Origin of the sequence: Prosthecobacter sp. (assembly GCF_044232965.1) — a bacterium.
GTDB lineage: Bacteria > Verrucomicrobiota > Verrucomicrobiia > Verrucomicrobiales > Verrucomicrobiaceae > Prosthecobacter.
Genome location: NZ_JBIIKX010000004.1, coordinates 135,916 through 159,799 on the forward strand (window position 1 = coordinate 135,916; position 23,884 = coordinate 159,799).

Annotated in this window: 24 protein-coding genes; 16 read left to right on the forward strand and 8 right to left on the reverse strand. The window is 60.1% G+C overall.

The features are described from left to right. Window positions 1-4: 4 nt before the first annotated feature. Window positions 5-874 carry an alpha/beta hydrolase gene (locus tag ACILSI_RS03270; protein ID WP_395720410.1) on the forward strand — a complete coding sequence of 290 codons (870 nt, stop codon included), beginning with the start codon at window positions 5-7 and terminating at the stop codon, window positions 872-874. Between the two features lie 80 nt (window positions 875-954). Here ACILSI_RS03270 and ACILSI_RS03275 read toward each other — a convergent pair whose 3' ends face one another. The 4 genes from ACILSI_RS03275 to ACILSI_RS03290 form a co-directional block, all read right to left on the reverse strand. Next, window positions 955-1,419, reverse strand: coding sequence for a L,D-transpeptidase family protein (locus ACILSI_RS03275; protein WP_395720411.1), 465 nt, complete (start codon window positions 1,417-1,419; stop codon window positions 955-957). A 23-nt stretch (window positions 1,420-1,442) separates the two neighbouring features. Then, window positions 1,443-2,381 carry a sugar kinase gene (locus ACILSI_RS03280; RefSeq protein WP_395720412.1) on the reverse strand — a complete coding sequence of 313 codons (939 nt, stop codon included), beginning with the start codon at window positions 2,379-2,381 and terminating at the stop codon, window positions 1,443-1,445. A 181-nt stretch (window positions 2,382-2,562) separates the two neighbouring features. Next, entirely contained in the window at window positions 2,563-2,904 is a 342-nt protein-coding gene (locus ACILSI_RS03285) for a hypothetical protein (protein ID WP_395720413.1), read from the reverse strand. Between the two features lie 48 nt (window positions 2,905-2,952). Then, the gene (locus tag ACILSI_RS03290; protein WP_395720414.1) at window positions 2,953-3,390 is read right to left on the reverse strand and encodes a twin-arginine translocation signal domain-containing protein; all 438 of its coding nucleotides are present in this window, start codon (window positions 3,388-3,390) and stop codon (window positions 2,953-2,955) included. Window positions 3,391-3,496: 106 nt separating this feature from the next. On the opposite strand from ACILSI_RS03290, the gene ACILSI_RS03295 reads away from it, so the two are divergent. The 4 genes from ACILSI_RS03295 (at window position 3,497) to ACILSI_RS03310 (ending at window position 8,395) form a co-directional block, all read left to right on the forward strand. Then, window positions 3,497-4,912 (forward strand): sulfatase-like hydrolase/transferase, encoded by a 1,416-nt coding sequence (locus tag ACILSI_RS03295; protein WP_395720415.1) that lies wholly within the window; start codon window positions 3,497-3,499, stop codon window positions 4,910-4,912. After that, window positions 4,902-5,690: a sterol desaturase family protein gene (locus tag ACILSI_RS03300; protein ID WP_395720416.1), complete on the forward strand. Its 789-nt coding sequence runs from the start codon at window positions 4,902-4,904 to the stop codon at window positions 5,688-5,690. Before ACILSI_RS03295 ends, ACILSI_RS03300 begins: the two co-directional genes overlap by 11 nt. A 121-nt stretch (window positions 5,691-5,811) precedes the next feature. Beyond that, on the forward strand, window positions 5,812-7,122 hold the full coding sequence (locus ACILSI_RS03305) for a carbon-nitrogen hydrolase family protein (RefSeq protein ID WP_395720417.1): 1,311 nt from the start codon (window positions 5,812-5,814) through the stop codon (window positions 7,120-7,122). A gap of 55 nt (window positions 7,123-7,177) precedes the next feature. Next, entirely contained in the window at window positions 7,178-8,395 is a 1,218-nt protein-coding gene (locus tag ACILSI_RS03310) for a PQQ-binding-like beta-propeller repeat protein (RefSeq protein ID WP_395720418.1), read from the forward strand. 69 nt (window positions 8,396-8,464) lie between these two features. On the opposite strand, the gene katG is transcribed toward ACILSI_RS03310, so the two are convergent. Beyond that, entirely contained in the window at window positions 8,465-10,768 is a 2,304-nt protein-coding gene (katG, locus tag ACILSI_RS03315; RefSeq protein ID WP_395720419.1) for a catalase/peroxidase HPI, read from the reverse strand. A gap of 109 nt (window positions 10,769-10,877) precedes the next feature. Between katG and ACILSI_RS03320 the strand changes: the two genes are divergently transcribed. From ACILSI_RS03320 to ACILSI_RS03340, 5 genes are all read left to right on the forward strand, one after another. Next, window positions 10,878-11,801, forward strand: a complete 924-nt coding sequence (locus ACILSI_RS03320) for a LysR family transcriptional regulator (protein ID WP_395720420.1) — start codon at window positions 10,878-10,880, stop codon at window positions 11,799-11,801. Window positions 11,802-12,038: 237 nt separating this feature from the next. Continuing rightward, window positions 12,039-13,598 (forward strand): arylsulfatase, encoded by a 1,560-nt coding sequence (locus ACILSI_RS03325; RefSeq protein ID WP_395720421.1) that lies wholly within the window; start codon window positions 12,039-12,041, stop codon window positions 13,596-13,598. Then, entirely contained in the window at window positions 13,595-14,923 is a 1,329-nt protein-coding gene (locus ACILSI_RS03330) for a sulfatase (protein ID WP_395720422.1), read from the forward strand. Before ACILSI_RS03325 ends, ACILSI_RS03330 begins: the two co-directional genes overlap by 4 nt. Window positions 14,924-15,001: 78 nt before the next feature. Beyond that, window positions 15,002-16,231, forward strand: coding sequence for a pectate lyase (gene pelA, locus ACILSI_RS03335; RefSeq protein ID WP_395720423.1), 1,230 nt, complete (start codon window positions 15,002-15,004; stop codon window positions 16,229-16,231). A 10-nt stretch (window positions 16,232-16,241) separates the two neighbouring features. Next, on the forward strand, window positions 16,242-16,715 hold the full coding sequence (locus ACILSI_RS03340; protein ID WP_395720424.1) for a hypothetical protein: 474 nt from the start codon (window positions 16,242-16,244) through the stop codon (window positions 16,713-16,715). A gap of 24 nt (window positions 16,716-16,739) precedes the next feature. On the opposite strand, the gene ACILSI_RS03345 is transcribed toward ACILSI_RS03340, so the two are convergent. Beyond that, complete coding sequence (locus ACILSI_RS03345) at window positions 16,740-17,165, reverse strand: PIN domain-containing protein (RefSeq protein WP_395720425.1); 426 nt, start codon at window positions 17,163-17,165, stop codon at window positions 16,740-16,742. Then, window positions 17,162-17,428, reverse strand: coding sequence for an AbrB/MazE/SpoVT family DNA-binding domain-containing protein (locus ACILSI_RS03350; protein WP_395720426.1), 267 nt, complete (start codon window positions 17,426-17,428; stop codon window positions 17,162-17,164). Before ACILSI_RS03350 ends, ACILSI_RS03345 begins: the two co-directional genes overlap by 4 nt. A 104-nt stretch (window positions 17,429-17,532) precedes the next feature. On the opposite strand from ACILSI_RS03350, the gene ACILSI_RS03355 reads away from it, so the two are divergent. From ACILSI_RS03355 to ACILSI_RS03375, 5 genes are all read left to right on the forward strand, one after another. After that, window positions 17,533-17,826 (forward strand): hypothetical protein, encoded by a 294-nt coding sequence (locus tag ACILSI_RS03355; protein WP_395720427.1) that lies wholly within the window; start codon window positions 17,533-17,535, stop codon window positions 17,824-17,826. After that, window positions 17,823-18,200, forward strand: a complete 378-nt coding sequence (locus ACILSI_RS03360) for an HNH endonuclease (RefSeq protein WP_395720428.1) — start codon at window positions 17,823-17,825, stop codon at window positions 18,198-18,200. Before ACILSI_RS03355 ends, ACILSI_RS03360 begins: the two co-directional genes overlap by 4 nt. Continuing rightward, entirely contained in the window at window positions 18,166-18,573 is a 408-nt protein-coding gene (locus tag ACILSI_RS03365) for a hypothetical protein (RefSeq protein ID WP_395720429.1), read from the forward strand. Before ACILSI_RS03360 ends, ACILSI_RS03365 begins: the two co-directional genes overlap by 35 nt. Window positions 18,574-18,601: 28 nt before the next feature. Continuing rightward, complete coding sequence (locus ACILSI_RS03370; RefSeq protein WP_395720430.1) at window positions 18,602-19,747, forward strand: hypothetical protein; 1,146 nt, start codon at window positions 18,602-18,604, stop codon at window positions 19,745-19,747. 119 nt (window positions 19,748-19,866) lie between these two features. Next, complete coding sequence (locus ACILSI_RS03375; protein WP_395720431.1) at window positions 19,867-21,009, forward strand: cytochrome P450; 1,143 nt, start codon at window positions 19,867-19,869, stop codon at window positions 21,007-21,009. Between the two features lie 3 nt (window positions 21,010-21,012). On the opposite strand, the gene ACILSI_RS03380 is transcribed toward ACILSI_RS03375, so the two are convergent. Further along, window positions 21,013-21,474, reverse strand: coding sequence for a hypothetical protein (locus tag ACILSI_RS03380; protein WP_395720432.1), 462 nt, complete (start codon window positions 21,472-21,474; stop codon window positions 21,013-21,015). Between the two features lie 144 nt (window positions 21,475-21,618). Here ACILSI_RS03380 and ACILSI_RS03385 point away from each other — a divergent pair, with 144 nt between their 5' ends. Continuing rightward, entirely contained in the window at window positions 21,619-23,358 is a 1,740-nt protein-coding gene (locus ACILSI_RS03385; RefSeq protein ID WP_395720433.1) for a sulfatase, read from the forward strand. Window positions 23,359-23,884: the final 526 nt, after the last annotated feature.

Genomic DNA, 23,884 nt, shown 5'->3' on the forward strand with positions numbered 1-23,884 from the left:
AACCATGAAACACCTCCTGCTACTCCCACTGTTCCTCGCCGCCTCCGCGTTCTCCCAAACACCCGCCAAATCCAAGGCACCTGATGCGGTGGACACTCTGGCGAAGGATTTGAAGCCATCGCGCGTCCTCGTTTACAAGAAAATCGCCGAGCGCGAGCTGCAACTGCATGTCTTTGATCCCGCAGGTTTCAAGGCGGGCGACAAACGTGCCTGTTACCTCATCATTCACGGCGGCGGCTGGACCGGCGGTGCGCCGCCCCGCATGTATCCCTTCGTCGCGCATTACGCGAAGCTTGGTCTCGTTGGCATCAGCATGCCGTATCGTCTGCACAGCGCGAATACTGGCGTCAGCGTATTTGATTGTGTGAAGGATGCGCGTTCCGCCGTGCGCTACATCCGCGCACACGCCGCCGAACTGGGCATCGATCCGCAGAAGATCATCGTCAGCGGTGGTTCGGCAGGTGGTCATCTCGCCGTTTCGACGGCACTGTTCGACAAGGTGAACGAGGAGGGCGACGATCTTGCCGTCTCCGCATCGCCGAACGCGCTCGTGCTGCTCTTTCCAGTGATCGACACCTCTAAAGAAGGCTACGGCAATGCGAAGATCGGCGAACGCTGGCAGGAACTCTCACCGGCGCACAACGTCCGCGCCGGATTGCCGCCCACGCTCATCTTCCATGGCACCGGCGACACCGTGACACCCTTCGTCGGAGCCAAGACTTTCCATGAGGCCATGCTCAAGGCTGGCAACCGTTGCGAACTCGACGTCAACGAAGGTGGTGTGCATGGCTACCTCATGCGCGACAAGCTGCTCTTCGATGACACGATGAAGAAGACGGACTCGTTTCTGAAATCGCTCGGACTGCTGCCGTGAGTTCCAAATACCAAGTTCCAGGTTTCAAGATTGGGCTGGCGCTCTCGCCAAATTGAAACTTTAAACCTGAAACTTGGAACTCATTCCCCGATCCACACCGGCGTCCCCACCGGCACGAGGTCGAAAAGCTCGATCACATCACGATTTTTCATCCGCACGCAGCCATGACTGCCAGGCCTGCCGATGCCGTTTTCGTCGTTCGTGCCGTGGATGTAGATGTAGCGCTGAAAGGTGTTCGCATTGCGCGGCTCCAGCCCATGCAGCCAGAGGATGCGAGTGAGCACGAAGTCGGATTTCGTGTCCATGCCCGGCGTCCACAGGCCCACCGGCTGGCGTGATTTGAAAATCGTGCCGCACTCCGCGCCGTCGCCGTGTTTTTCCTTCACCACAAAGCTACCCAGCGGGGTCTTGTTGCTGCCTTCGGTGAAACCGATGCCGAACTTCGACGTGGAGCAGGCCCACTCTTTGACCAAGCGCGCACCATCGAACAAACGCAGACGCTGGGTGCCGATGCTGACTTCGAGGCGTGGATTGGCGGGAGGCATGGGGCGATTGTAATCCTCGAAACTCACACCACCAGCCGTCCTTTGCGTTTCGAGATCGAAATCGTGGCCTTGGTCCCGGAATTGAACTCGATGAAGTCGTGCTCGATGCCATCGCTGAATATGACACCGTTTTCAGCCATCATGGACTCGATCACGAGCGGCTGCTGAGGCATGACTTTGCCAAACACGAGCGTGGTGCCGGTGTTGCGGCTGGGGAAGGGCTCCCGCACGGTGAAGTACAGATGATCCGACTCCCACGGAAACTGCGGGTCCTGCGCCTGCGCGGCCTGGGCACGGCCCGCGGCCACGGCCACACCGGCGGCACCGGCCATGAGGCTCTTGAACCATCCGGTGGAGCCGAGCCCGGTCGAAACGATGACGCCGCTGGAGGAGTGGTTCTCCGCCGCGTTGCCCAGGGCGATGCGATACCGCGCCGAACCATGCGATTTCACGCCGATGAAGAGATCATTCACGGCGCAAAGAACGAGGCCGGTGTTCAGGGCTGCCTCGGCCATGGTCACCTCGCGGGTCTTGCGCCCGCTGCGGAGGACTTCGCGCATCACGGCCTCCAGATCCGGCACCTGGAAGGGCAGAAGCTGGCCGTCCCAGCGTTTCGGGTCGGGATTCACCCCCACGAGCGGCTGCCCGTTGAGATACTTCAACGTGTTCGCCACCAGACCATCCTGGCCCAGCGCCACGACGATGTCCTGCTCGCCAAACACGAAATTCGGCAAAAAGGCCCGCTGCACGAGCTGCACGCGCCCAAGCTCGCCGAGCGTCTGCCGTGCTTGCGCGATGGCCTGCTGGTAGGCAGTGTCCTCGCGCTCGTAATCATCGAAATCACCGCCCAGCCGGCTGACGTAGAACCTGGCCTGCGTTTTGGTGGCAAACTTCGCCTTCAAGTCCGCCAGCCGCGTCGCTCGCACGACGAGGATGATCTTCGTTTCAGTCAGGCGGTTCATGATGAGGTGGAAAAGAACGCCGGAAGCAAGGCAGTTTGGTTGGTATTCTCTGCGGTTATCTCATCTCTGGCGGTGTAACTCTGGAAAATGCCGTCACGCTGCTCCTGCCGAGACTTTCAACACTGCGGAGTTCGACGCGTTTGTGACACATGGATTAAAGTTGGCGTAGGGAACAGCGATCTCAGTGCCACAGCCTCTCACACGTCGCCAGCATGATGGCGCGGGTTTCGGCGGGGCCGTGGGTGTGGCGGTGATTATGAGCAAAATTGCCGCCGGTGTGGAAGAGGTGCCAGCGGCCGTTGCGTTGGAGCAGGGCGTGCGGGGCGTGGAGAATGTAGCTGGCGGTGGTGGTGCCGGGGGCGTCGCGGGTGATCCAGGGCTTGCGATGCGGTCGCTGCCAGGTGATGCCGTCGGTGGAGAAGCAAGGCTCGAGGTCGATGGTCTGCGCGTCGAGCCGGTAATGGCCAAGCAGGCCAATACGCCCGCGCTCCGAGCGCGTGACGGAGAGGTAGTAGAACTGCAAATCGTGCGGATCATCCGTATCCGGCGTGATGACGCGCTGACGGTTGCTTCAGGTGAGGCCATCCTTCAGTCGCAGCGTGACGACTTGCACCGGCTGCCAGCCTTCCGCCAGTCCGCCGATGGCAAGAGGCGCGGTTTTGTCCGGCTCACCCGGCGTGCAAACGGCCAACGTGCGCTTCCATTCGCCGCCGACCTTGCCTTTGTGATAGCCGATATTTTTCGCCACGCCCTTCGGCCCAGAAACACTCGTCCACACCCGCCAGTGGTCGTCATCCAGCGGCTCCACTGTGCTCGTGAAGTTCTGCACCCAGGCATTCGTAGGCTCGCCTTGATGTCGAAACAACTCGCCATGCTTCTTCCACGAGGAGGCATCGACCAACGACGGTGATTCGCCTGCGAACAATGGCGCTCCGGCCAGCGCACTGACACCGACGCCGCCGAGTTGCTGGAGAAAATCGCGTCGCTTGAGTTTGGTGATCACCGTCATGAATTTGAAGCGTCAAGACTCATAGCGCCAGCGCACAGCCGCTGAAATCAACAGCCCCATTGCAACAGTTCCCCATGCGCGCCGTTACCGCCCCTCTCATCGTGACATGAACCGCCTCGTCCTGCTCATTTTCGCTCTAAGCTCTTTATGCCTCGCCGCATCGCAGCCAAACATCCTCTTCATCCTGACTGAAGATCAGGGGGCGCACATGGGCGCGCTCGGCACCACGGATGTCAAAACGCCGCACATGGACGCGCTCGCCGCCAGCGCCGCATTGTTTCGCCGTGCCTACGTCGCCTATCCGGTGTGCTCCGCGTCTAAGGCCTGCATCATGACCGGCCTGCTCGCTCATACGAACGGCCTCGTCAATAACACGAACAACTACCTCAAACCCGCCGCGAAACTCACCGAGGCCGAAAAGAATTCACCGCCGTATCTGCACACACGCATCCGCAGCGCAGCGCCGACGATGATCGAAGTCCTCGCCAAAGCAGGCTATCACACGGCGGTGAGCGGCAAACTGCACGTCTCGCCGAACGAACGCTTCCCCTACGATGACTTCATCCCGAAGCCAGCCGCGAAGCAGGCACTCACCGGCGTCATCAAGCGCGCTGCGGGCAAACCGTGGTTCTTCCTTCACAACAGCACCACGTTCACGCATCGCCCCTTTGTGAACAGCGAGAAGCAGCCGATCAGCATCGACCCAGCGAATGTGAATCTCCCGTCGCACCTGCCTGACACGCCGGCTGCGCGAAGAGATTGGGCCGAGTATCTCGACGGCGTGCAGCGAAACGATCAAGTCGTCGGCGAGGTCATGGCCGCCCTGCGCGAGTCTGGCGCGGATTCCAATACACTCGTCATCTTCATGGGCGATCACGGCCCCGCGTACCCTCACGGCAAAATGTCCCCCTACCACCTCGGCCTGCAGATCCCGCTCATCATCCGCCTCCCCGGTGCCAAGCCGCTCGTCAGCGACGCCTTGGTCAGTGAACTCGATCTCCTGCCCACGCTGCTCGATCTGCTCCAAATCGACTACGCCTCCAAACTTCACGGCAAAAGCCTGAAACCGCTTCTCGAAGCTCAAAGCGACGCCAAAGGCCACGACTTCATCTTCGCCGAAGTCTCCGGCCGCTCGCTCGATAAACCGCGCGGCATGGAGGAACGCAGCGTGCTCGACGCCACGCATCAACTCATCGTCCGCAGCCGGCTCAGCGAACCAAAAGTCATCAACGCCGATCTCCGTGACATGAAGCCCTGGATCAACCGCATCTACGGCGAGACCCTGCGTGTGAAGGAACAATTTCCCGAAGCCTACCGCATCCTCAGCGAAATGGACCCGCACGCCCTCGGTGGCAAGCCGCCCCTCATCGAACTTTACGACCTCAAGCGTGATCCCTTCGAGCTACGCAACCTCGCTACCGAACCCGCCTCCCGCCCGCACCTTGACCGTCTCATGACTGCCTTCAAAAAATGGCACACTGAGACCGCCGACAGTGCCATGATCCTTCCCGATGCTCCGTGATCTTTTCATTTCTCAAAGCTGGCCCAAGTCCGTGCAGATGTTTTTCGGCATCGCTGTGGAGAACTGGCTGCGCTACGCGCTCGTAGCCGGGATCGCCTGGCTGCTGGCCTATGTGATCTTCAAAAAGCGCTGGCGGCGGCGGAAGATCATCCAGCGTCATCCGGCAGCGGGCGACGTGCGTCGAGAGATGAAGTGGTCCGTGCTCACGGCGCTCGTTTACGGTCTCGTCGGTGTCGCGACGATCCTGATCGGCAAAACCTACGGCTGGCAGATGTACCGGAAGATCGACTCGCATGGCTGGCTGTGGTTCGTGGCCAGCATCGGCATTGCCATTGTCGTGCATGACACCTGGTTTTACTGGACGCACCGGCTCATGCATCACCGACGGTTGTTCCGGCTCTTCCACCGCGTGCATCACGAGAGCACCAACCCCAGTCCCTGGGCCGCGTATTCCTTCGCCCCGCTGGAGGCCTTCATGCAGGCCTGCATTTTCCCTCTGTTGGTCTTCACAGTGCCCATGCATCCGCTGGCCTTCTTTGCCTTCATGATCTGGCAGATCGTCTTCAATGTGCTCGGCCACACGGGCTACGAATACTTCCCTTCCTGGCTCATGAAGTCATGGCTCGGCAAGATCCTCAACACGCCGACGAACCACGTCCAGCATCATGAGAAGATGCGTGGCAACTATGGGCTCTACTTCAACTACTGGGACCGCCTCATGGGCACGAATCACAAAGACTACGAAGCGCGTTTTCACGAAGTCACCAGTCGATCATGAAGCTGATTCGTGTGAGTCGGTGTGCGGCCGAAATGGCCCCAGACGAGACGAGGTAGGAAACAAGACCCGCCAGCGACGTATCCAGACCATGCCTTCAAACACCCGTTCACGCACGCTCACGATGAAACACCTCCTGGCGCCCCTTCTCCTCACCGTTTCGCTGCATGCCGCCGACTTCCACGGCTGGACCGCCGAAAGCCCGCGCGATGAAATCCGCCCGCAATTCAGCAGCAGAGACAACTCGCTCATCATCACGCATGATCAGCGCGAGGGCCTCGACGGCTGGTTTCAAAAGAGCTTCGAGATCCAAGGTGGCGCGTGGCAGCGCTTTGTGGTGAAACGGAAGATCAGCGGTGTGAGCAATCCACGCCAGAGCTGCCTCGTGCGCATTTCATGGCAGGACAAGGATGGCAAAATGGTGCGCATCGACGAGCGGCCCGTGAACTCCGATCCCAAGCTGCCCATGCCCAGCGCCGAGCCGGAGTATCCAACCGATGGCCCGACGGATGCGCAGGGCTGGACCACCGTGAGCGGCATTTATCGAAGCCCGTCCAAAGCCACGCGTGCGGTCGTCGAACTGCATCTGCAATGGGCATCGAATGGTCGTGTCGAATGGCGTGGAGCCGAGTTTGCGCAGACGGAGGCACCGCCGGCTCGCAAGGTTCGGCTTGCCGCCGTGCATTACAGACCCGCAGGCAAATCACCGCGCCAAAACTGCGAGGAGTTTGCCCCGCTCATCGCCGACGCCGCACGGCAGAAGGCGGATCTGGTCGTGCTCGGCGAGACGGTGCCCACCGTGGGTCCGGTCAAAGATCCGGTGCTGACCGCCGAGATGATCCCTGGCCCTTCCACGGAATATTTCGGTTCGCTCGCGAAACAGCACCATCTTCACATCGTGCTCAGTCTTTACGAGCGCGAGGCGCATCTCATCTACAACACCGCCGTGCTCCTCGGACCCGATGGCGCATTGATCGGCAAGTATCGCAAAGTCTCGCTGCCACCCGGCGAGGCCGCGAAAGGCATCGCGCCCGGAAAAGATTATCCCGTGTTCGACACCGCCATCGGCAAAGTCGGCATGATGATCTGCTACGACGGCTTCTTCCCCGAAGTCGCCCGCGAACTCACCAAGAACGGCGCGGAGATCATCGCGTGGCCGGTGTGGGGCTGCAATCCGAAGCTCGCCGCCGCCCGTGCCTGCGAAAACCATGTCTATGTCATCAGCAGCACTTTCATGGAGCACGATTCCGGCTGGATGATCTCCGCTGTCTATGATCACAACGGCGATCCCCTCGCCACCACTCCGAAATGGGGCACCGTGGCCGTGGCTGAGGTCACGCTGAACCAGCCCTACCTCGGCCCCTACAACCTCGGCGACTTCCGCAGCATGGTCCCACGCCATCGCCCGCCTGTGGCGGGCGAGGTCACGAAGTGAGGAAAAGCGAGATGCGGCCTGCGCCGCCGTTTTCTGACACTCTCATCTCAGCTTCATGAAACTCACCGCACTCCTCATTGCCATATTCGCCACATCCATCTATGCAGCCGACTGGCCCGCGTGGCGCGGACCAGCCGGCGACGGTCATGCGGCAGCGGGCCAAAAGCTGCCGGTGAAATGGAGTGAAGGCGAAAACCTCGTGTGGAAGGCCGAGGTGCGAGGACGCGGGCATGGTTCGCCGATTGTCGTCGGCGGTCAGGTGCTGCTCGCGACGGCAGACGTGGAGACCGAGGAGCAGCTCGTGCTCTGCTTTGATCGTGCCACGGGCAAAAAGCTGTGGGAGTCCGTGGTGCATCGGGGCAACCTGAACACCAAGGGGCACAAAGTCTCCTCACAGGCTTCATCCGATGTCGTGAGTGATGGCGAACGGCTGTTTGTGAACTTTTTGAACAACGCTGCCATTTTCACCACCGCGCTCGATTTGACCGGCAAGCAGCTCTGGCAGCGTCGAGTGTGTGATTTCCAGGTGCATCAGGGTTTTGGTTCCTCGCCGGTGATTTATCAAAACATCGTGCTCGTGTCTGCCGATCATCGCGGCGGCGGCAAGATGTCCGGCCTCAACAAACTCACCGGCGAGATCGTGTGGCAGCAGGACCGTCCACCCGTGGCGAACTACGCTTCGCCTGGCATCGTGCAGGCTGCGGGCAAGGTTCAGGCCGTGCTCGCCGGCTGCAACAAGGTCGAGAGCTTTGATCCGCTCACGGGCACGAAGCTCTGGAGCATCGACGGCAGCACGGAGGAGACCGTCGTCACTGCCGTGAGCGACGGCAGCCGCGTCTTCCTCGGCGGCGGTTATCCGAAGAATCACACCATGGCCCTCGAAGCCGACGGCAGCGGCAAGATCGCATGGGAGAATGTCACGAAGACCTATGTGCCCTCCATGCTCGTGAAAAATGGCCACGTCTTTGCGGTTGGCGATGCTGGCCGTGCGGCATGCTGGAAGTCCGCGACTGGCGAGGAACTCTGGAATGAAAAAGTCGATCGCGAATTCTACGGCTCGCCCGTCATGGCCGACTCCCGCATCTACGTCACGAGCAAAGGCGGCGTCACCTCCGTCTTCGAAGCCACACCGGAGAAGTTCACTCTCCTCGGCCAAAACCAACTCGGTGACGAAAGCTTCAGCTCCCCCGCCATCTGCGACAACCGCATCTACCTCCGCTCTGCCAAGACCAGTCCGACAAGGCAGGAGTATCTGTGGTGCGTGGGTGAGTGAATAAACAAAACCCATCCCGGCGCTTGGATGCCAGGATGGGTTTGCTAATTGCGTCAATCGTTCCTCAGCTCACTTCGCCAGATCGAAGCGATCCAGGTTCATGACCTTGTTCCAGGCGGCGACGAAGTCGGTGACGAACTTCGCCTTTGCGTCCTCGCTGGCATAGACCTCGGCGGTGGCGCGGAGCTGGGAGTTCGAGCCGAAGACGAGATCGACGGAGGTGGCCATCCACTTCATCGCGCCAGTTTTGCGGTCGGTGCCTTCATAGAAGTGCTCGCAGCGGGGCGAGACCTTCCATTCGTTCTCGATGCTGAGCAGGTTCACGAAGAAGTCGTTGGTGAGAGCACCGCGATTCTTGGTGAGCACGCCGAGGTCGGGATGACCGACGGTGGTGCCAAGCGCTCTCATGCCGCCGATGAGGACGGTCATCTCAGGCACGGAAAGCGTGAGGAGCTGGGCGCGGTCCACGAGGTTCTCGGGCGCGGGGCGATCAAGCTCGTGGCCGAGGTAGTTGCGGAAGCCGTCGTGCTTCGGTTCGAGGACAGCGAAGGATTCGACATCGGTCTGGTCCTGCGTGGCGTCCACACGACCGGGGCTGAAGGGCACCTTCACGTCGTGACCGGCCTTCTTTGCGGCAGCTTCGACAGCGGCGCTGCCGCCGAGGACGATCAAGTCCGCGAGCGAGACCTTCTTCTTCCCGGTGTTGAACTCGGTTTGGATCTTCTCCAAGGCGGCGAGCACTTTGGCGAGCTGGGTTGGATTGTTCACTTCCCAATCCTTCTGCGGGGCGAGGCGGATGCGGGCGCCATTGGCACCGCCGCGCTTGTCGCTGCCACGGAAGGTGGACGCGGAAGCCCAAGCGGTGGACACGAGTTCGGAGGTGGTTAGGCCGGAATCAAGGAGCTTCGCCTTGAGCTGGACGACGTCCTGCTCGTTGACGAGTTCATGATCCAAGTCAGGAAGCGGGTCCTGCCAGATGAGTTTTTCCTTTGGCACTTCAGGGCCAAGGTAGCGAGCGAGCGGCCCCATGTCGCGATGCGTCAGCTTGAACCAAGCCTTGGCGAAGGCGTCAGCAAACTCGCCGGGATTCTCCAGGAAGCGCTTGGAGATCTTGTGGTAGATCGGGTCTTCACGCAGCGCGATGTCCGTGGTGAACATCATCGGCGCATGTGATTTGCTAGCGACGTGCGCATCCGGCACGGTGCCTTTGCCAGCGCCGCCTTTCGGCGTCCACTGCTGGGCACCGGCGGGGCTTTTGGTCAGCTCCCATTCATAAGCGAAGAGGTTGGTGAAGTAACCGTGCGACCAAGCTCGCGGAGTAGTCGTCCAGGCACCTTCGAGACCACTGGTGATGGTGTCTTCCGCGTTGCCTTTGCCAAACTTGTTTTTCCAACCGAAGCCCATTTCTTCCAATGGTGCAGCTTCAGGCTCGGGGCCGACGTTTTTTGGATCTCCCGCTCCGTGAGCCTTACCAAACGTGTGACCACCGGCGATGAGCGCGACGGTTTCTTCGTCGTTCATGGCCATGCGGCCAAAGGTTTCGCGGATGTCCGCAGCGGCGGCCAACGGGTCGGCCTTGCCGTTGGGACCTTCGGGATTGACGTAGATGAGGCCCATCTGCACAGCGGCGAGCGGCTTCTCCAGTTGGCGCTCGTCCTTGTAGCGCTTGTCGCCCAGCCAGGTGGTTTCTGGACCCCAGTAGATGTCTTCCTGCGGCTCCCACACATCGGCACGACCACCGGCAAAGCCGAAGGTTTTGAAGCCCATGGATTCGAGCGCGACGTTGCCAGTGAGGATCATCAAATCAGCCCAGGAGATCTTGTTGCCATACTTTTGCTTGATCGGCCAAAGGAGGCGGCGCGCCTTGTCCAGGTTCCCATTGTCCGGCCAGCTGTTCAGCGGTGCGAAGCGCTGAGTGCCGTATCCAGCACCACCACGACCATCGCTCGTGCGGTATGTGCCAGCGCTGTGCCAGGCCATGCGAATCATGAAGGGGCCGTAGTGGCCGTAGTCGGCGGGCCACCACTTCTGGGAGGTGGTCACGAGTTCATTCAGATCCTTCTTCAAGGCGGCGAGATCGAGCTTCTTGAACTCCTCGGCATAATTGAAGCTCTCGCCCATCGGATCACCCTTCGGCGAGTTTTGATGAAGGATTTTGAGATTGAGCTGGTTCGGCCACCAGTCGCTGTTGGTCATTGCTCCGGCGGTGGTGTGACGGCCAGGCCCGGCTGCTGCGCCCATCACGGGGCACTTGCTGATGTCTTCCATAGGTTTGTCTGATTTCGGTTGGGCTGGCTTTTCCTGGGCCGATGCGGTGACGACGGGCGTCAGCATCAGCAGGGTAAGTGCAGCCTTGAGTTTCGATGTTTTCATGGCCTCAGGTTGGTTTGGTTGGTGGGTAGCGGACCAAGGGTGGAAGTCCTCCACTGCTCCTTTCCCGGATGATGAAGGATGCATCCAATGCATTGTCTGAATGCTTGCCATGCACTCGACGCATCGCTATGGGGCCAGGATGCGGAATGAACTCAATCTCCACCTGCTCGAGCAATTCGTGGCCCTGGCACGAACCAAGAACTTCACCCGGGCAGCGGAGGAGCTGAATCTCTCCCAGTCCGCGCTGAGCCGGGCCATCCAAAAACTCGAAGAGCAGCTCGGCCAGCCGCTCTTTGAGCGCAAGCCGCGCGAGGTCATGCTGACCGATCACGGCGAGCTCTTGCTGGAACGCGCCCAGCACATTTTGAAGCTCATGGAGGACACCTTCGCCGAGCTTTCCGAGGCTGGTCGTCGTGGCCGCATCCGGCTCGGTGCCATCCCCACCATCGCACCTTATTTCCTGCCTGGCCTGCTGAGCAGCTTCGCCAAAGCGCACCCGGAGATCTCCGTGATCGTGCAGGAGGACACGACGGAGAATCTCATCAAACGCTGTAGCCACGGCGAGATCGACCTTGCCATTCTCGCGCTGCCCATCATCGCCAAGTATTTGGAGGTCGAGCCGCTCTTTGAGGAAGAGCTGCTGCTCGTGCTGCCAGTCGGGCATCCGCTCGCTGCCTCGAAGTCGGTCGCTATTGATTCCGTGGATGGTTACCCCTTTGTCATGCTGAGCGAGGCGCACTGTCTGTCCGACAACATCGCCACCTTCTGCCGGCGGAAATCCGTGCAGCCCGTCACCATCGAGCGCACCAGCCAGCTCACCACCGTACAAGAACTTGTGACGCTGAACCACGGCGTCTCCATCGTTCCGGAGATGGCGCGGAAGACCGACACCAGCGACCGCCGCATCTATCGCTCCTTCAGTGGCGAAAAACCCACGCGCACCGTGGCGATGATGTGGAAATCGTATCGCTTTCAAAGCAAAGCGGTCAAAACGCTGATGGAATGTCTGCGCCGCCTATCTAAACAGCTCTGATGGAAGCTACTCCAGCAGACGTTATCACCGCATGAGAGCCACCTTTCTCCTCTCCGCCCTTTGTCTCACCGCAATCCTCACCCGCGCGGATGACAAGCCTTCAAGCTGCTCAAAGACATGAGCGAAGATAACAAAACCAAGCTCAACACCCTGCTCCAACAGATCGCGTGGGATACCGTGAGCTCGCACCCAATGAGCGGCGTGATGAAGCCATCAGACAAATAGCCTTTCACGATCATGACACGCATCCTTCTCCTCCTTGCCCTTTGCCCCGTCGTCTTCGCTGCACAGCCAAACATCGTCATCATCCTCGCGGATGATCTCGGCTACGGCGACATGCATGCGAACAACCCGGAGCGATCCAAAATACCAACGCCGAACATGGATCGCCTCGCGGCGGAGGGGATGCGGTTCACGGACGGGCATTCGAGTTCGGGCTGCTGCTCGCCATCACGCTACACGCTGCTCACGGGGCGCTATCATTGGCGGACGACGTTGCAGTCAGGCATCGTTGGCGTCTGGGGGAAGCCGCTCATCTCACCGGATCGCCTGACGATTGGCAAGCTAGCGCAGCAGCACGGCTATCGCACGGCGTGCATCGGCAAATGGCATCTCGGCAGCGACTGGCCGATCACGCCGGAGCAAAAGACGCACTTCAGCGGCTTCGGCGGCAAGCCGGGCGGTGGCGGCGAGGTCTCCACGACGATCACCGACGCGCATCGCGAGACGTGGAAGGCGGTGTTTTCGCGGCGCATCCCCGGCGGGCCGACGGAGCGCGGCTTTGATGAGTATTTCGGCACCGACGTGCCGAACTGGCCGCCGTATTGTTTCATCGACGGAGATCGCACAGTCGGCATCCCGAGCGAGCTGCTGCCTGCGGCAAAGCTGATGAAGAATCAGGCGAGCATCCAAGGCCCCGCGCTGCCCGGTTGGCAGTTGGAGGGCATTTTGCCCGCGCTCGGTGATCGAGCGGAGAAGTTCATCAAGGCGCAGTCAGATGCGAAGAAGCCCTTCTTGCTCTACCTGCCGCTCACCTCCCCGCACACGCCGCTGGCCGTGAATGCCGAGTGGAAGGGCAAAAGCGGCCTCAACAGTGACTACGCCGATCTGGTGATGGAGACGGATCATGTGATCGGTCGCGTGCTGGAGGCTTTGAAGAGTGGCGGAGTCGAAAAAGACACCTTCGTGCTGTTCACGAGCGACAACGGCTGCGCGTCCTACATCGGCGTGCCGCCGCTGGAGGCGCAGGGGCACTTCCCCAGCGGTCCGCTGCGTGAATACAAGACTTCCGTTTATGAAGGCGGGCATCGCGTACCCTTCGTCGTGAAATGGCCCGGTGTGGTGAAGGCTGGCACTGTGTGCAAGCAGCTCGTGCAGCAAGCCGACACCATCACCACGCTCGCCGAGATCCTTGGCACGAAGCTGCCTGAGAATGCCGGTGAAGACAGCTTCAGCCTGATGCCTCTGCTCAAAGGCGAAGACCGCCCCATCCGCATTCATGCCATCAATGCCGCCTGCGGTGGCACACCCAGCCTGCGCGACGGCGCCTGGAAGCTCGTCCTCGCTGCTGATCCGGTGATGAAAACACCCGTGCAGCTCTACAACCTCGATGAAGACCTCGGCGAGACCACGAACCTCGCCGCCATGCATCCAGACCGCGTGAAGTCGATGCAGGACACGATGGAAAAACTCATCACCAACGGGCGCAGCACGCCCGGCGCTCCGCAGAAAAACGACATCCGCGTCACCCGCTATCCTAAAGCCGCCGCGCAAGCCAAAGCCAAGAAAAAATCATGAACCGCCTGCTTTTCGTCATTCTCTTCGCCCTCTGTTCTCCTCTCATCTCGGCACCGCCGAATTTCCTGCTCATCTTCGCCGATGATCATGGCTATGGCGATGTGTCAGCCTACCACGCCTCTGATGTGCGGACGCCGAACATCGACCGCATCGGCCAGGAGGGCATGCTTTTCACCGCGATGCGGGCGAACTGCACGGTGTGCTCGCCCTCGCGTGCGGCACTGCTCACGGGGCGCTACGCGGATCGCGTGGGTGTGCCTGGAGTGATCCGCACGCAGCCAGAGAACTCCTGGGGCTACTTCAAACCGGGTGAGCCGACGATTGCGGATGAATTGAAGAAGATCGGCTATCACACTGGCATCATCGGGAAGTGGCATCTCGGCCTCGAATCGCCCAACACGCCGCATGAACGCGGCTTTGACCACTTTCACGGCTTCCTCGGCGACATGATGGACAGCTACACGACGCATCTGCGCCATGGGAACAACTACATGCGGCTCAATGCCGAAGTCATCGACCCGAAGGGCCATGCGACGGATCTTTTCACCGACTGGGCCGGTGATTACCTGCGTGAGCGGGCGAAGTCGAAGGACAAGCCGTTCTTCCTTTATCTCGCTTACAACGCGCCGCATTTCCCCATCGAGCCGCCTGACGAATGGCTGGCGAAGGTGAAAGCACGAGCGCCGCAACTCGATGAAAAGCGGGCGATGAATGTGGCCTTCGTCGAGCATCTCGATGATCGCATCGGAAAGGTGCTCGCAGTGCTCAAAGAGGTCGGTTTGGAGGAAAACACCGTGGTCGTCTTCAGCGCGGACAACGGCGGCTCTGTGCCTCATGCGCAGAACAACGACCCGTGGCGTGGCGGCAAGCAGGATCACTACGACGGCGGCCTGCGAGTGCCCTTCATGATGCGCTGGCCTGCGCAAATCAAGCCCGGCAACCGCAGTGACTTCCAGGGGCTGAATTTTGATCTGTTTCCGACTTTCCTCGAACTCGCCGGAGCGACGCCCTCGCCCGAACTCGATGCCGTGAGCCTCGTGCCGATCCTTAAAGGCGGCACGATCACCACGCCACGCGATCTTTACTTCGTCCGCCGTGAAGGCGGCAAAATCTACGGCGGCAAGAACTACGAAGCGCTCATCCGTGGCGACTGGAAGCTCATGCAAAACGATCCCTACAGCCCGCTGGAGCTCTACAACCTGAAGAACGATCCGCAGGAGAAAACGAACGTAGCCACAAAGGCTCCGAAGATATTCAACGAACTCTCTGCTGCTCTCAGCCAACACATTCAGCGCGGCGGCAGCACGCCATGGCAGAGACCATGATATCTAAGTAACACGACCGGAGAACAATCGCATTTACGTTCTCACTGTAGCAGGCGTCGTCTCGGGCACTGTCATCCTATGCGCAGCCACCTTTTTCCACTCCTCTTTGTCATTTCAATCGCCGCGGCAGAAGACAGACCCTTCACCCTGCTCACCGACGAGCTTCTCGCGAAGCTCCCCGAGGCGCAGCGAGCCGAGTGGACCGCCTACATCGCCAAATCGCATGCCTTTGCCGCGGAGGAGCACCGCATCCTCGATGAAGAACGCGCCAAGGCCGAGGTGAAGCCCGCGCCGGGCAATCGCGCCGAGTTTGAGCACGACAGCGACACGCCTGCGGAGTGGTTCGCCAGCGCGGAGAACCAAAAGCTCGCCGAGGTCGTCATCAGCTACCAGACGCCGACCGGTGGCTGGTCGAAGGCGGTCGATTACACGAAAGGCCCACGCCAGCCCGGCACGCACTGGACCGCGCAAACCGGCGACGCCTGGCACTACTGCGGCACCTTTGACAACCGCACCACGACGGAGCAGATCAAGTTCCTCGCCGGTGTCTTCACCGCCACAAAACGCGACGACGTGAAAGCCGCGCTGATGAAGGGCCTCGACTACGTTTTCGCCGCGCAGTATCCGAACGGCGGCTGGCCGCAAAACTACCCCGTCGAGCGCGGCTACCACGAGGCCATCACGCTCAATGACGACGCCATGGTGCACATCCTCGAGGTGCTGCACGACCTCGCCGAGGGCGACAACCACTTCGCCTTCGCCGACGACGCGCTGAAGCAGCGTGCGCAGGCCGCTTTCGACAAAGGCATCGCCAACATCGCCGCCATGCAGGTCCGCATCGACGGCCAGCCCACCGTCTGGTGTGCGCAGCATCATCCGCTCACGCTCGAGCCCGTGAAAGCCCGCGCCAAAGAGCCGCCGTCCCTCAGCGGCGGCGAATCCGCGAACCTCGTGAAGTTCCTCATGCGCAGCGGCCCCACCACGCCCGAAGTCGTCGCCATGATCGAGTCCGCGCTGAAGTGGTTCGACGCCCACCGCCTCACCGGCCTGCGCAAAACGAAGAACGCCAAGGGCAAGACCGACTACATTGCCGACCCCGCCTCCACCGACGTGCTCTGGGCCCGCTTCTACGACCTCAAAACTGCCAAACCCATCTTCGCCGGCGCCGACGACGGCATCGTTTATTCCACCTTCCAAGAAATGGCCGCCAAAAACAAAGTCGCCTACGACTTCTTCAGCACCCGCCCCGCCGAACTCCTCGGCAAAGAACTCCCGCGATGGAGGAAGAGGCTGGAGAAGGGGAAGTGATGGCGCAGCCATGACCAACCGCTTACTGAGTTCCATGCCTTCTCTCTTGGAAAACTTCCACGCCTTACCCGCTGAGTTGCGCAAGCTGGTGCAAATTGACCTGTGTGCTCAAGCTCTTCGCGTTTGGCAGTCTTACTGTCATTCCGGGGGATGTTTAAGGTATGTCGAAACAGTCTGCGGCACTCAGCAAACGGTGGACATCGCTCTGCCGGCAGACGCGTTTCGCTCTGTGATGGAGGGTAAAGACACTTGCAACGTCCAAGCACGTTATGGAGAACCAATCTGTGCAATGCAGGATGACGACTTGGAATTCCCAGACGACATCGAGCTGGCCTACTACTCAATCTACAACTTGTTCAGAAGGTATGTGCTCGCCGATTCGATTGATGACTGGTTGATCGTGAACCAGGCATTGTCGGCCCACGGCGAAAGCGCTGATGTCGCAGCGATTCTTGAATCAACCATGGCCCGGATTGGCGTCTGACCACGAGTCTCATTCATCTGCACCTCACACCCCCGGATGCACGATCTCAGGATCACCGGGGCGGTAGATCGCCCGGAAGTTCGAGAGGTTCAGCGTGTAAATGCGTGCTGCTTTTGCCTTTCGGGCGGCGACGAGGTGCAGGTAGTCGTAGATACCTCCGCCGCGCACACCACGACTCTGGGCATCCCGCATCGCCCTCATCATCTCAGTCGGCGTGAGAGAGGTCACGCTGAGCAGCGGCAAGAAGTCTTGTTCGATCAGCTCAGAGGCGGCATCCGCCGTCATTTGCAGCTTTCTCCGCCCGCTGGTGAGGATGCTGAAGGTTTCAGCAAGACCGTGGGCAAACATGCCGAGTTCGCCGGAGTCCATCAGGGCGTCGCATTCACGATGGTAATCCTCCGTCCCCACGATGGCTGCGACGAGCGCGGAGGTCTCGATGAATGCGATCATCTGCGTTTGGCGGGCATGAGGTTCTCCATGCGCTCCTCGCGGATCTCCTGCACGGCTTTGGCGGCGTCAAACCCCTCCCAACCCATCACCACCCGGCGGCCACGAGCATTTCGCACGATCCGCACCTTCGGCAGTTCCTGCTCCAGTTCGATCTTGTCGCCCACGATCTCGATCTTGAACGCCGCGCCTGTCTTGAGGTGTAGCTTATCCCGGATCTTTTTTGGAAGAACCACGCGTCCTGCTTTATCGAGTGTCGCTGTCATAGCTGTGACTTTGCCATTTCCAGACCCACTTTCCAACCCATTTTTCGCCCCATGCGCCTCATCCTCTTCCCTCTTTGCCCTCTGACCTCCGCCTACCACAACCCTTGCACGAACGCCGCCTGCGTGGCAAACTCGTTCCCATGAGCACTCAGATGGCCTTTCAACGCGGTGTCTCGCCGCTTCTTGAACTTCTCCTTCCCGGCAAGGAGGACTTGATCATGTCTGTCATGCCAGACCGGTCGCTGCGGGATCGGATCGACCAGTTGGCGGGAAAAAGTACCGAAGGCGAGCTCACAGAAGAGGAGCGGGCCGAGTATGAAGGCTACGTCAGAGCCAACAAGTTCATCGCCCTGATGATGCGCGAGGCGAAACGCTTCAAAGCTCGATCCGCAGCATGACCGAGGCCGTTCGGCATCTCGTGCGACAACGGGCGAAGCACCGTTGCGAGTATTGCCAGCTTCATCAGGATGACTCGCCGCTGGCGGCGCTGCACATCGAGCACATCCGCCCCATCAAGCATGGCGGCACCGATGCCTTGGAGAATCTCTGTCTTGCCTGCATCGACTGCAATCTGCACAAAGGAACCAACCTGACTGGCATCGACCCAGAGACCGATGAGATCACTCCGCTGTTTCACCCGCGAAAAGACAACTGGGACGAGCATTTTGGCTGGAACGGCATCCGCATTGCAGGGCGCACCGCCGTGGGTCGAGCCACCGTCCGTGTGCTCGATTTGAATGGCGATGATCGTCTCGATCTGCGAATGGCCTGACCCTCATACTATGCCCATCCCTCTGTCGAAGAAGTGTCTCAAGGTCGTGGAACGGTTGTTTGATGAACCACGACGCTCACATCTCGCCTGCAGGCTGGTGGAGGAAGTTTCGGAAAACATCCCTTTCTGCGACAAGCACAAATCGGAAGACATGGACCGCATTCGTTTCTCCGTCATGAAGCTGCTTACGGAGCCTGGGCAAGAAGAGGACTCCGTCTTCGAACTCGCCAAGATCGACTGGCGTGATTTGTTCATGGCAGCTGGCTTTGGCTACACCGCGACGGAGCATTTAAAATGGTATGAAGGTCTTTTTCCTGGCGAAGCAGCAGAGAAGAATGCTCGTCCGCTTTGGTGGGCATTTTGGCGAAGGTAACTTTCGCGTTTCCAGACTATTTTGCCCCATGCGCCTCCTCCTTTTTGCTCTTTACCCTCTGCTCTGTGCCTTCTCGGCGGAGCCGCCCAACATGCTCCTCGGCACGCAGGCCATCGGTGGGCGGTATCAGTTCACGCAGGACGAGCCTTTGCTGGAGAGCGCGAAGCTGATCGCGGAACTCGGGTCAGGCATCATGAAGTTCTCGATCTCGGAGCAGGCCTCGTTTGGCAAGGCGAAGGTGAATGTGCGCGGGAGCAATCCCGGCCTCCAAACACTCGCCGACATCGCGGCGAAGGAGCCGACGCATCGCGCGGTGCTCGACATGCCGTTCACTCACTTCTTCATCTGGGCCTATCCCTTCACCACGCATGGCAACGCGGGCACCTTCAAGCCCGCCGAGCGCGATCTGGAGTATCGCGAGATGTTTGACCTCACCTCGCATCTGCTGCGCACTTACAGCGGCAGCGGCAAAAAATTCTACCTCGGTCACTGGGAGGGCGACTGGCATCTGCGACCGCACTTTGACCCGAAACAGCCCTTCCCCGAGCACTTTGGCGACAACTTCATCGCCTGGCTCAAGGTCCGCCAACAGGCCATCGACGACGCGAAGCGCGACACGCCTCATCAAAACGTCGAAGTCTGGCACTACACCGAGGCGAACCTCGTCGAGCCCTTCCTCAAAGGCGGCCAATGCCTCGCCAACGACATCCTCCCGCAGGTGGACGTCGATTTCGTCAGCTACTCCTGCTACGACAGCCTCCAGCGCGGTATCCGCGACGATCTCCACGCCGCGCTCGACCATCTCGAATCGAAACTGAAACCCAAGCCCGGCATCCCCGGCAAACGCGTCTTCATCGGCGAATACGGCTTCCCCGCGCGACGCTACTCGCCCGAGGTGACCGACCGCAAAAGCATCGAAACCATGATCGCCGCCCTCGAATGGGGCTGCCCCTTCGTGCTCTACTGGGAACTCTACGACAACGAAGGCACCCCCGAAAAACCCGGCGGCTTCTGGCTCATCGACGAAAAGAACGAGAAGCAGCCCATCTGGCACACGCATCAGCGCTACTTCGACTGGGCGCGGAAACACATAGCCGACTTTCAACAACGCACCGGCAAGGCCATCACCGACGCCGAGTTCCGTGCCGCCGCGCTGGAATATTTGCGCCGATAGCCAAGCGCACTCCTCGACGAGAGCATGGAATATCGCCTCAAAGGCATTTCCTGAACTGTTTTTGCCAAGGTTCACGCTCGAAACCTCTTTCAACACCGCGTTAAATAAGACTCCAAACCATGTCCGCTTTCTCCGATCCCTTTAAAGAAGCCCGCTCCGAATTCGGCGTGATGCAGTGCCCGTTTCATGGCGAAAACATCACCATGATTCTGCGTCATGAAGATGTGCGCAAAGCAGCGAAGGATTGGCAGACGTTCAGCTCAGACGCGCCCTTCCGTGTGCCGATTCCATCGGAAGAAGATGTGCGCTCCATGCGGCAGCTTCCCATCGAGACGAATCCACCTGAACACACCGACTACCGCGCCATCGCCGAGCCTTTCTTCCAGCGAGCGAAGGAACCGGAGATGATGGCGAAGGTCGAGGCGTTGCTCACTGGCATGATCACGCAAGCGTTAGGACGTGAGATCATCGAGATCGTGAACGAGTTTGCGCTCCCGGTGCAGTCGCGGGCGCTGACATATCTGCTCAACACAAACGAAGCCGAAGCAGACACCTGGATCGGCTGGGGTATCCATGTTTTCAAAGTCACCGGCGGCGAGTTCAAAAAAGGCACCGTGCTGGAAGACTACCTGCACCGGAACTTCGACGAAGCCGAGGCGAATCCAGGCGCGGACTTCTTCAGCGCGCTGGTAAAAGCCGAGTATCGCGGTCGCAAGCTCACGCGTGAGGAATGCATGGGCTTTGCCAATCTCGCTTTCGCCGGGGGTCGTGACACCATCATCCACACCATTTCCTGTGCTCTCGGCTACCTTGCCGAGCATCCTGAGGCACTGGAGTTTCTCCGTGCCGATCCAAAGCGAATCACCCTCGCCAGTGAAGAGTTTTTCCGCGTCTTCATGCCGCTCACGCACATCGGTCGGGTATGTCCGGCTGACACGGATGTGAATGGTGTCACGGTCAAAGCAGGTGAACGCATCTCGCTCGCCTGGGCCTCGGCGAACTTTGACGAAACCGCCTTCCCGCAGCCAGATGAAGTCCGTCTCGACCGCAAACCCAACCCCCATCTCAGCTTCGGCTTTGGCACGCATCTCTGCCTTGGGGCTCCTCATGCACGGTTGATTCTCCGCACGCTGTTAAAGCTCTGCTGCGACCGCGTGAAGCGCATCACCATTATCAAAGCTGAAGAGCGTGTCGAACATGAAGCCAAGTTCGACCGCACGCTTGGTTACGACTTGCTGGTCGTGAAGATAGAGGCGCTTTAAACCTCACCACCCGATCAGCCGCGTGATCGCCGCCCGCATCGCCGTTTCGAGGATCGCGGCCTCGGCGTGGGTGACGGGAATGGTCACCTTCTTCACGTTTTTCGTCGCGCCTTCCTGGCGGGACATGCTCATGAAGAACGGGGCCTTCTGCGGATCATCGCGGTAGGTCAGTTCGAAGGCGCTGTTGGCCTTTTCGGACTGGTGGAAGAGCTTCGCCTGCTCCTGGCGCCCTTGCAGCGTGGCCAAAACGGCCCCGAGGTCGTTCAAGCCCCATTTCATCGTGATCTTCGATTCCCAATCGAACTGCTTCTCGCCGCTCTGCGTCGCCGCATCGACGAAAACGGCTCCTTTGGTGCGGTTGAACTCAAAACGGATCACGCCGCCGTTGCCGCGACCGTTTGGCTTGTAGATCGCGTATTCGGCGTTCGGCTTCGTGGCGGCAGATGAGGCGGTTTTCGCAGTCATGGCGCCCAAATCGTAAAACAAACGGCCGCTGGCCGTAAAGGGCGAATTACCGGATCCGACACACTCTTTGCCGGAATGTCCGGCCAGCGGCTTCGTTTCACGCCCACCATGCGCTTTCTGGCTTTTCTCTTCGCTCTCTGCCCTATGCTCTCCGCCTTCGCGGCGAAGCCGAACATCATTGTTTTCTACACCGACGACCATGGCCACGCCGATCTCGGCATTCACGGCGTGGTGAAGGACATCAAGACGCCAAACCTCGATGCGCTGGCCCGCAGCGGCGTGGTGGCGACGCATGGTTACAGCACGGCGCCGCAATGCGTGCCCTCGCGTGGTGGATTGATGACCGGGCGCTTCCAGGGCCGCTTTGATCTCGATAACAACGGCTCCGCGCTCGACGGCTTCAACAAGCAGACCACGATCGCCACGCGACTGCAAAACGCGGGCTACGCCACGGCGCAGTTCGGCAAATGGCACCTCGGACCCACGGAGGCGATCACGAAGCATGGCTTCAAGCATGTGTTCTCGCAAAACGCGCAGCGTGCCTTCTCGGCGAACATCACGCTCGATGGCCAGGACCGCCCGATGAGCGATCTGCCGCCGAGCGAGTATCACCTCGACGGCTGCTCGAAGGCCGCCGCGGCGATCATCGAGCGCTATAAAGACCAGCCCTTCTTCCTCTACGTGGCCTATCGCGGCCCGCACACGCCGCTGGATGCGCCAAAGCGCTACATGGACCGCTTTCCCGGCGAGATGCCGGAGCGACGCCGCGCCGCGCTGGCCATGCTTTCGGCCATCGACGACGGCGTGGGCCTCATCACGAGCACTTTGAAGAAACACGGCCTCACCGAGAAGACGCTCATTTTCTTCATCGGCGACAACGGCGCTCCGCTGAAGATCCACAAAGTCGATTCGCCGCTCCAGGGCGACGCCGGCGGCTGGGACGGCAGCCTGAATACCCCGCTGAATGGCGAAAAAGGCATGCTGGCCGAAGGCGGCATGTCCACGCCCTTTCTCATTGCCTGGCCCGGCACAATCCCCGGCGGCCAGGTTTACGAGCATCCTGTGAGTGCGCTCGATGTCGCCGCCACGGCCGTTGGAGTCCAGCCTTTAGGCGACTCTGAAAATTCGGCTAAAGCCTCGACTCCAACTGACCTCGACGGAGTCAATCTCCTCCCGCATCTCACCGGCGAAAACAAAGCGCCGCCGCACGATGCGCTCTACTGGCGCTGGATGGCCCAGAGCGCCATTCGCGAAGGAAACTGGAAACTCCTCCGCGGTGGTAATCGCGAATACCTCTACGACCTCGCCACCGACCGCGAGGAGAAGCACAACCTCGCCGCGAAGCACCCGGAGATCGCCACGCGACTCCGCGCGAAGCTCAAAACCTGGGCTGATGGCCTCACACCACCCGGCATGGCACTCGGCCCCATGGCCGCGACTTGGAACGACTACTTCGATCACTACCTCGAAGGCAAAACTAAAGCTCCACCCGTCGAAGCACCCGCCTCCACGGCTTCGGAAACGCAAGGCTGGGAAGCCCGCAACGGCAAGCTCACCGCCAAAGACGGCCTTTTCATCCTCACACCCGACAAGGCCGACAAACCCACCTTCATCACCAAGTCCAATCTCAAGCTCGCCGGTCCCGTCACCGCCAAACTCACCCTCAAAACCGCCGCCACCGGCGAAGGAGCCATCGCCTGGCGTCTCGACGGCGACAAAGACTTCCTCCCCGTGAACCGCCTCACCTTCCCCCTCCAAGCCACCGCCGACTGGCAAACCCACACCCTCGAAATCCCGGCCACCGGCCGCGTCATCCACGTGCGCGTGCATTTGCCTACGGGAGGCGCGGAGTTCCGGGAGATTGAGTTGAAGGCGGGAAGGTAATCGGAAGGATCAATTAACCAACCAATGCCTGAACAGCCACATCAACAAACCTCGCCGAAAGAAAATCCGTCTCAGACGTGGGCTCGGCGGATTTACTTTTGTTTGGCCGGGATTTCTTGGCTCGCATGTCTGCTGTTGGCTCTGATCACCTTGCCTTTCTTATCCGATTCAGGACCGCATGGGATCTTCGGTTATGCGTGGATCGTGTTGGTATCCCTCACTTGCATCTGTGGTGGAGTCGGGTGGCGTTTTTACACCGCTGGCAAGGCGAGGCGATGATAACGCATCATCATCGGTTGAAGCGCGAACTGTGCGCGAATTTCGCGTGAAAGCAGCCTGATCAGAAGTCAGAAGGTTCCCGATCGACGGGCCTGTGTCAGCGCTGCCGGATTTTGAACCGCTAATATGACGCTGATTTGACGCTAATGGCTTGGAGTTATCAGCGTCGAATTAGCGTCATATCAGCGGTTGATAAGCTGCTACAACCAACGGTCAGACTTCCAAATCCGACACACTCTTTGCCGGA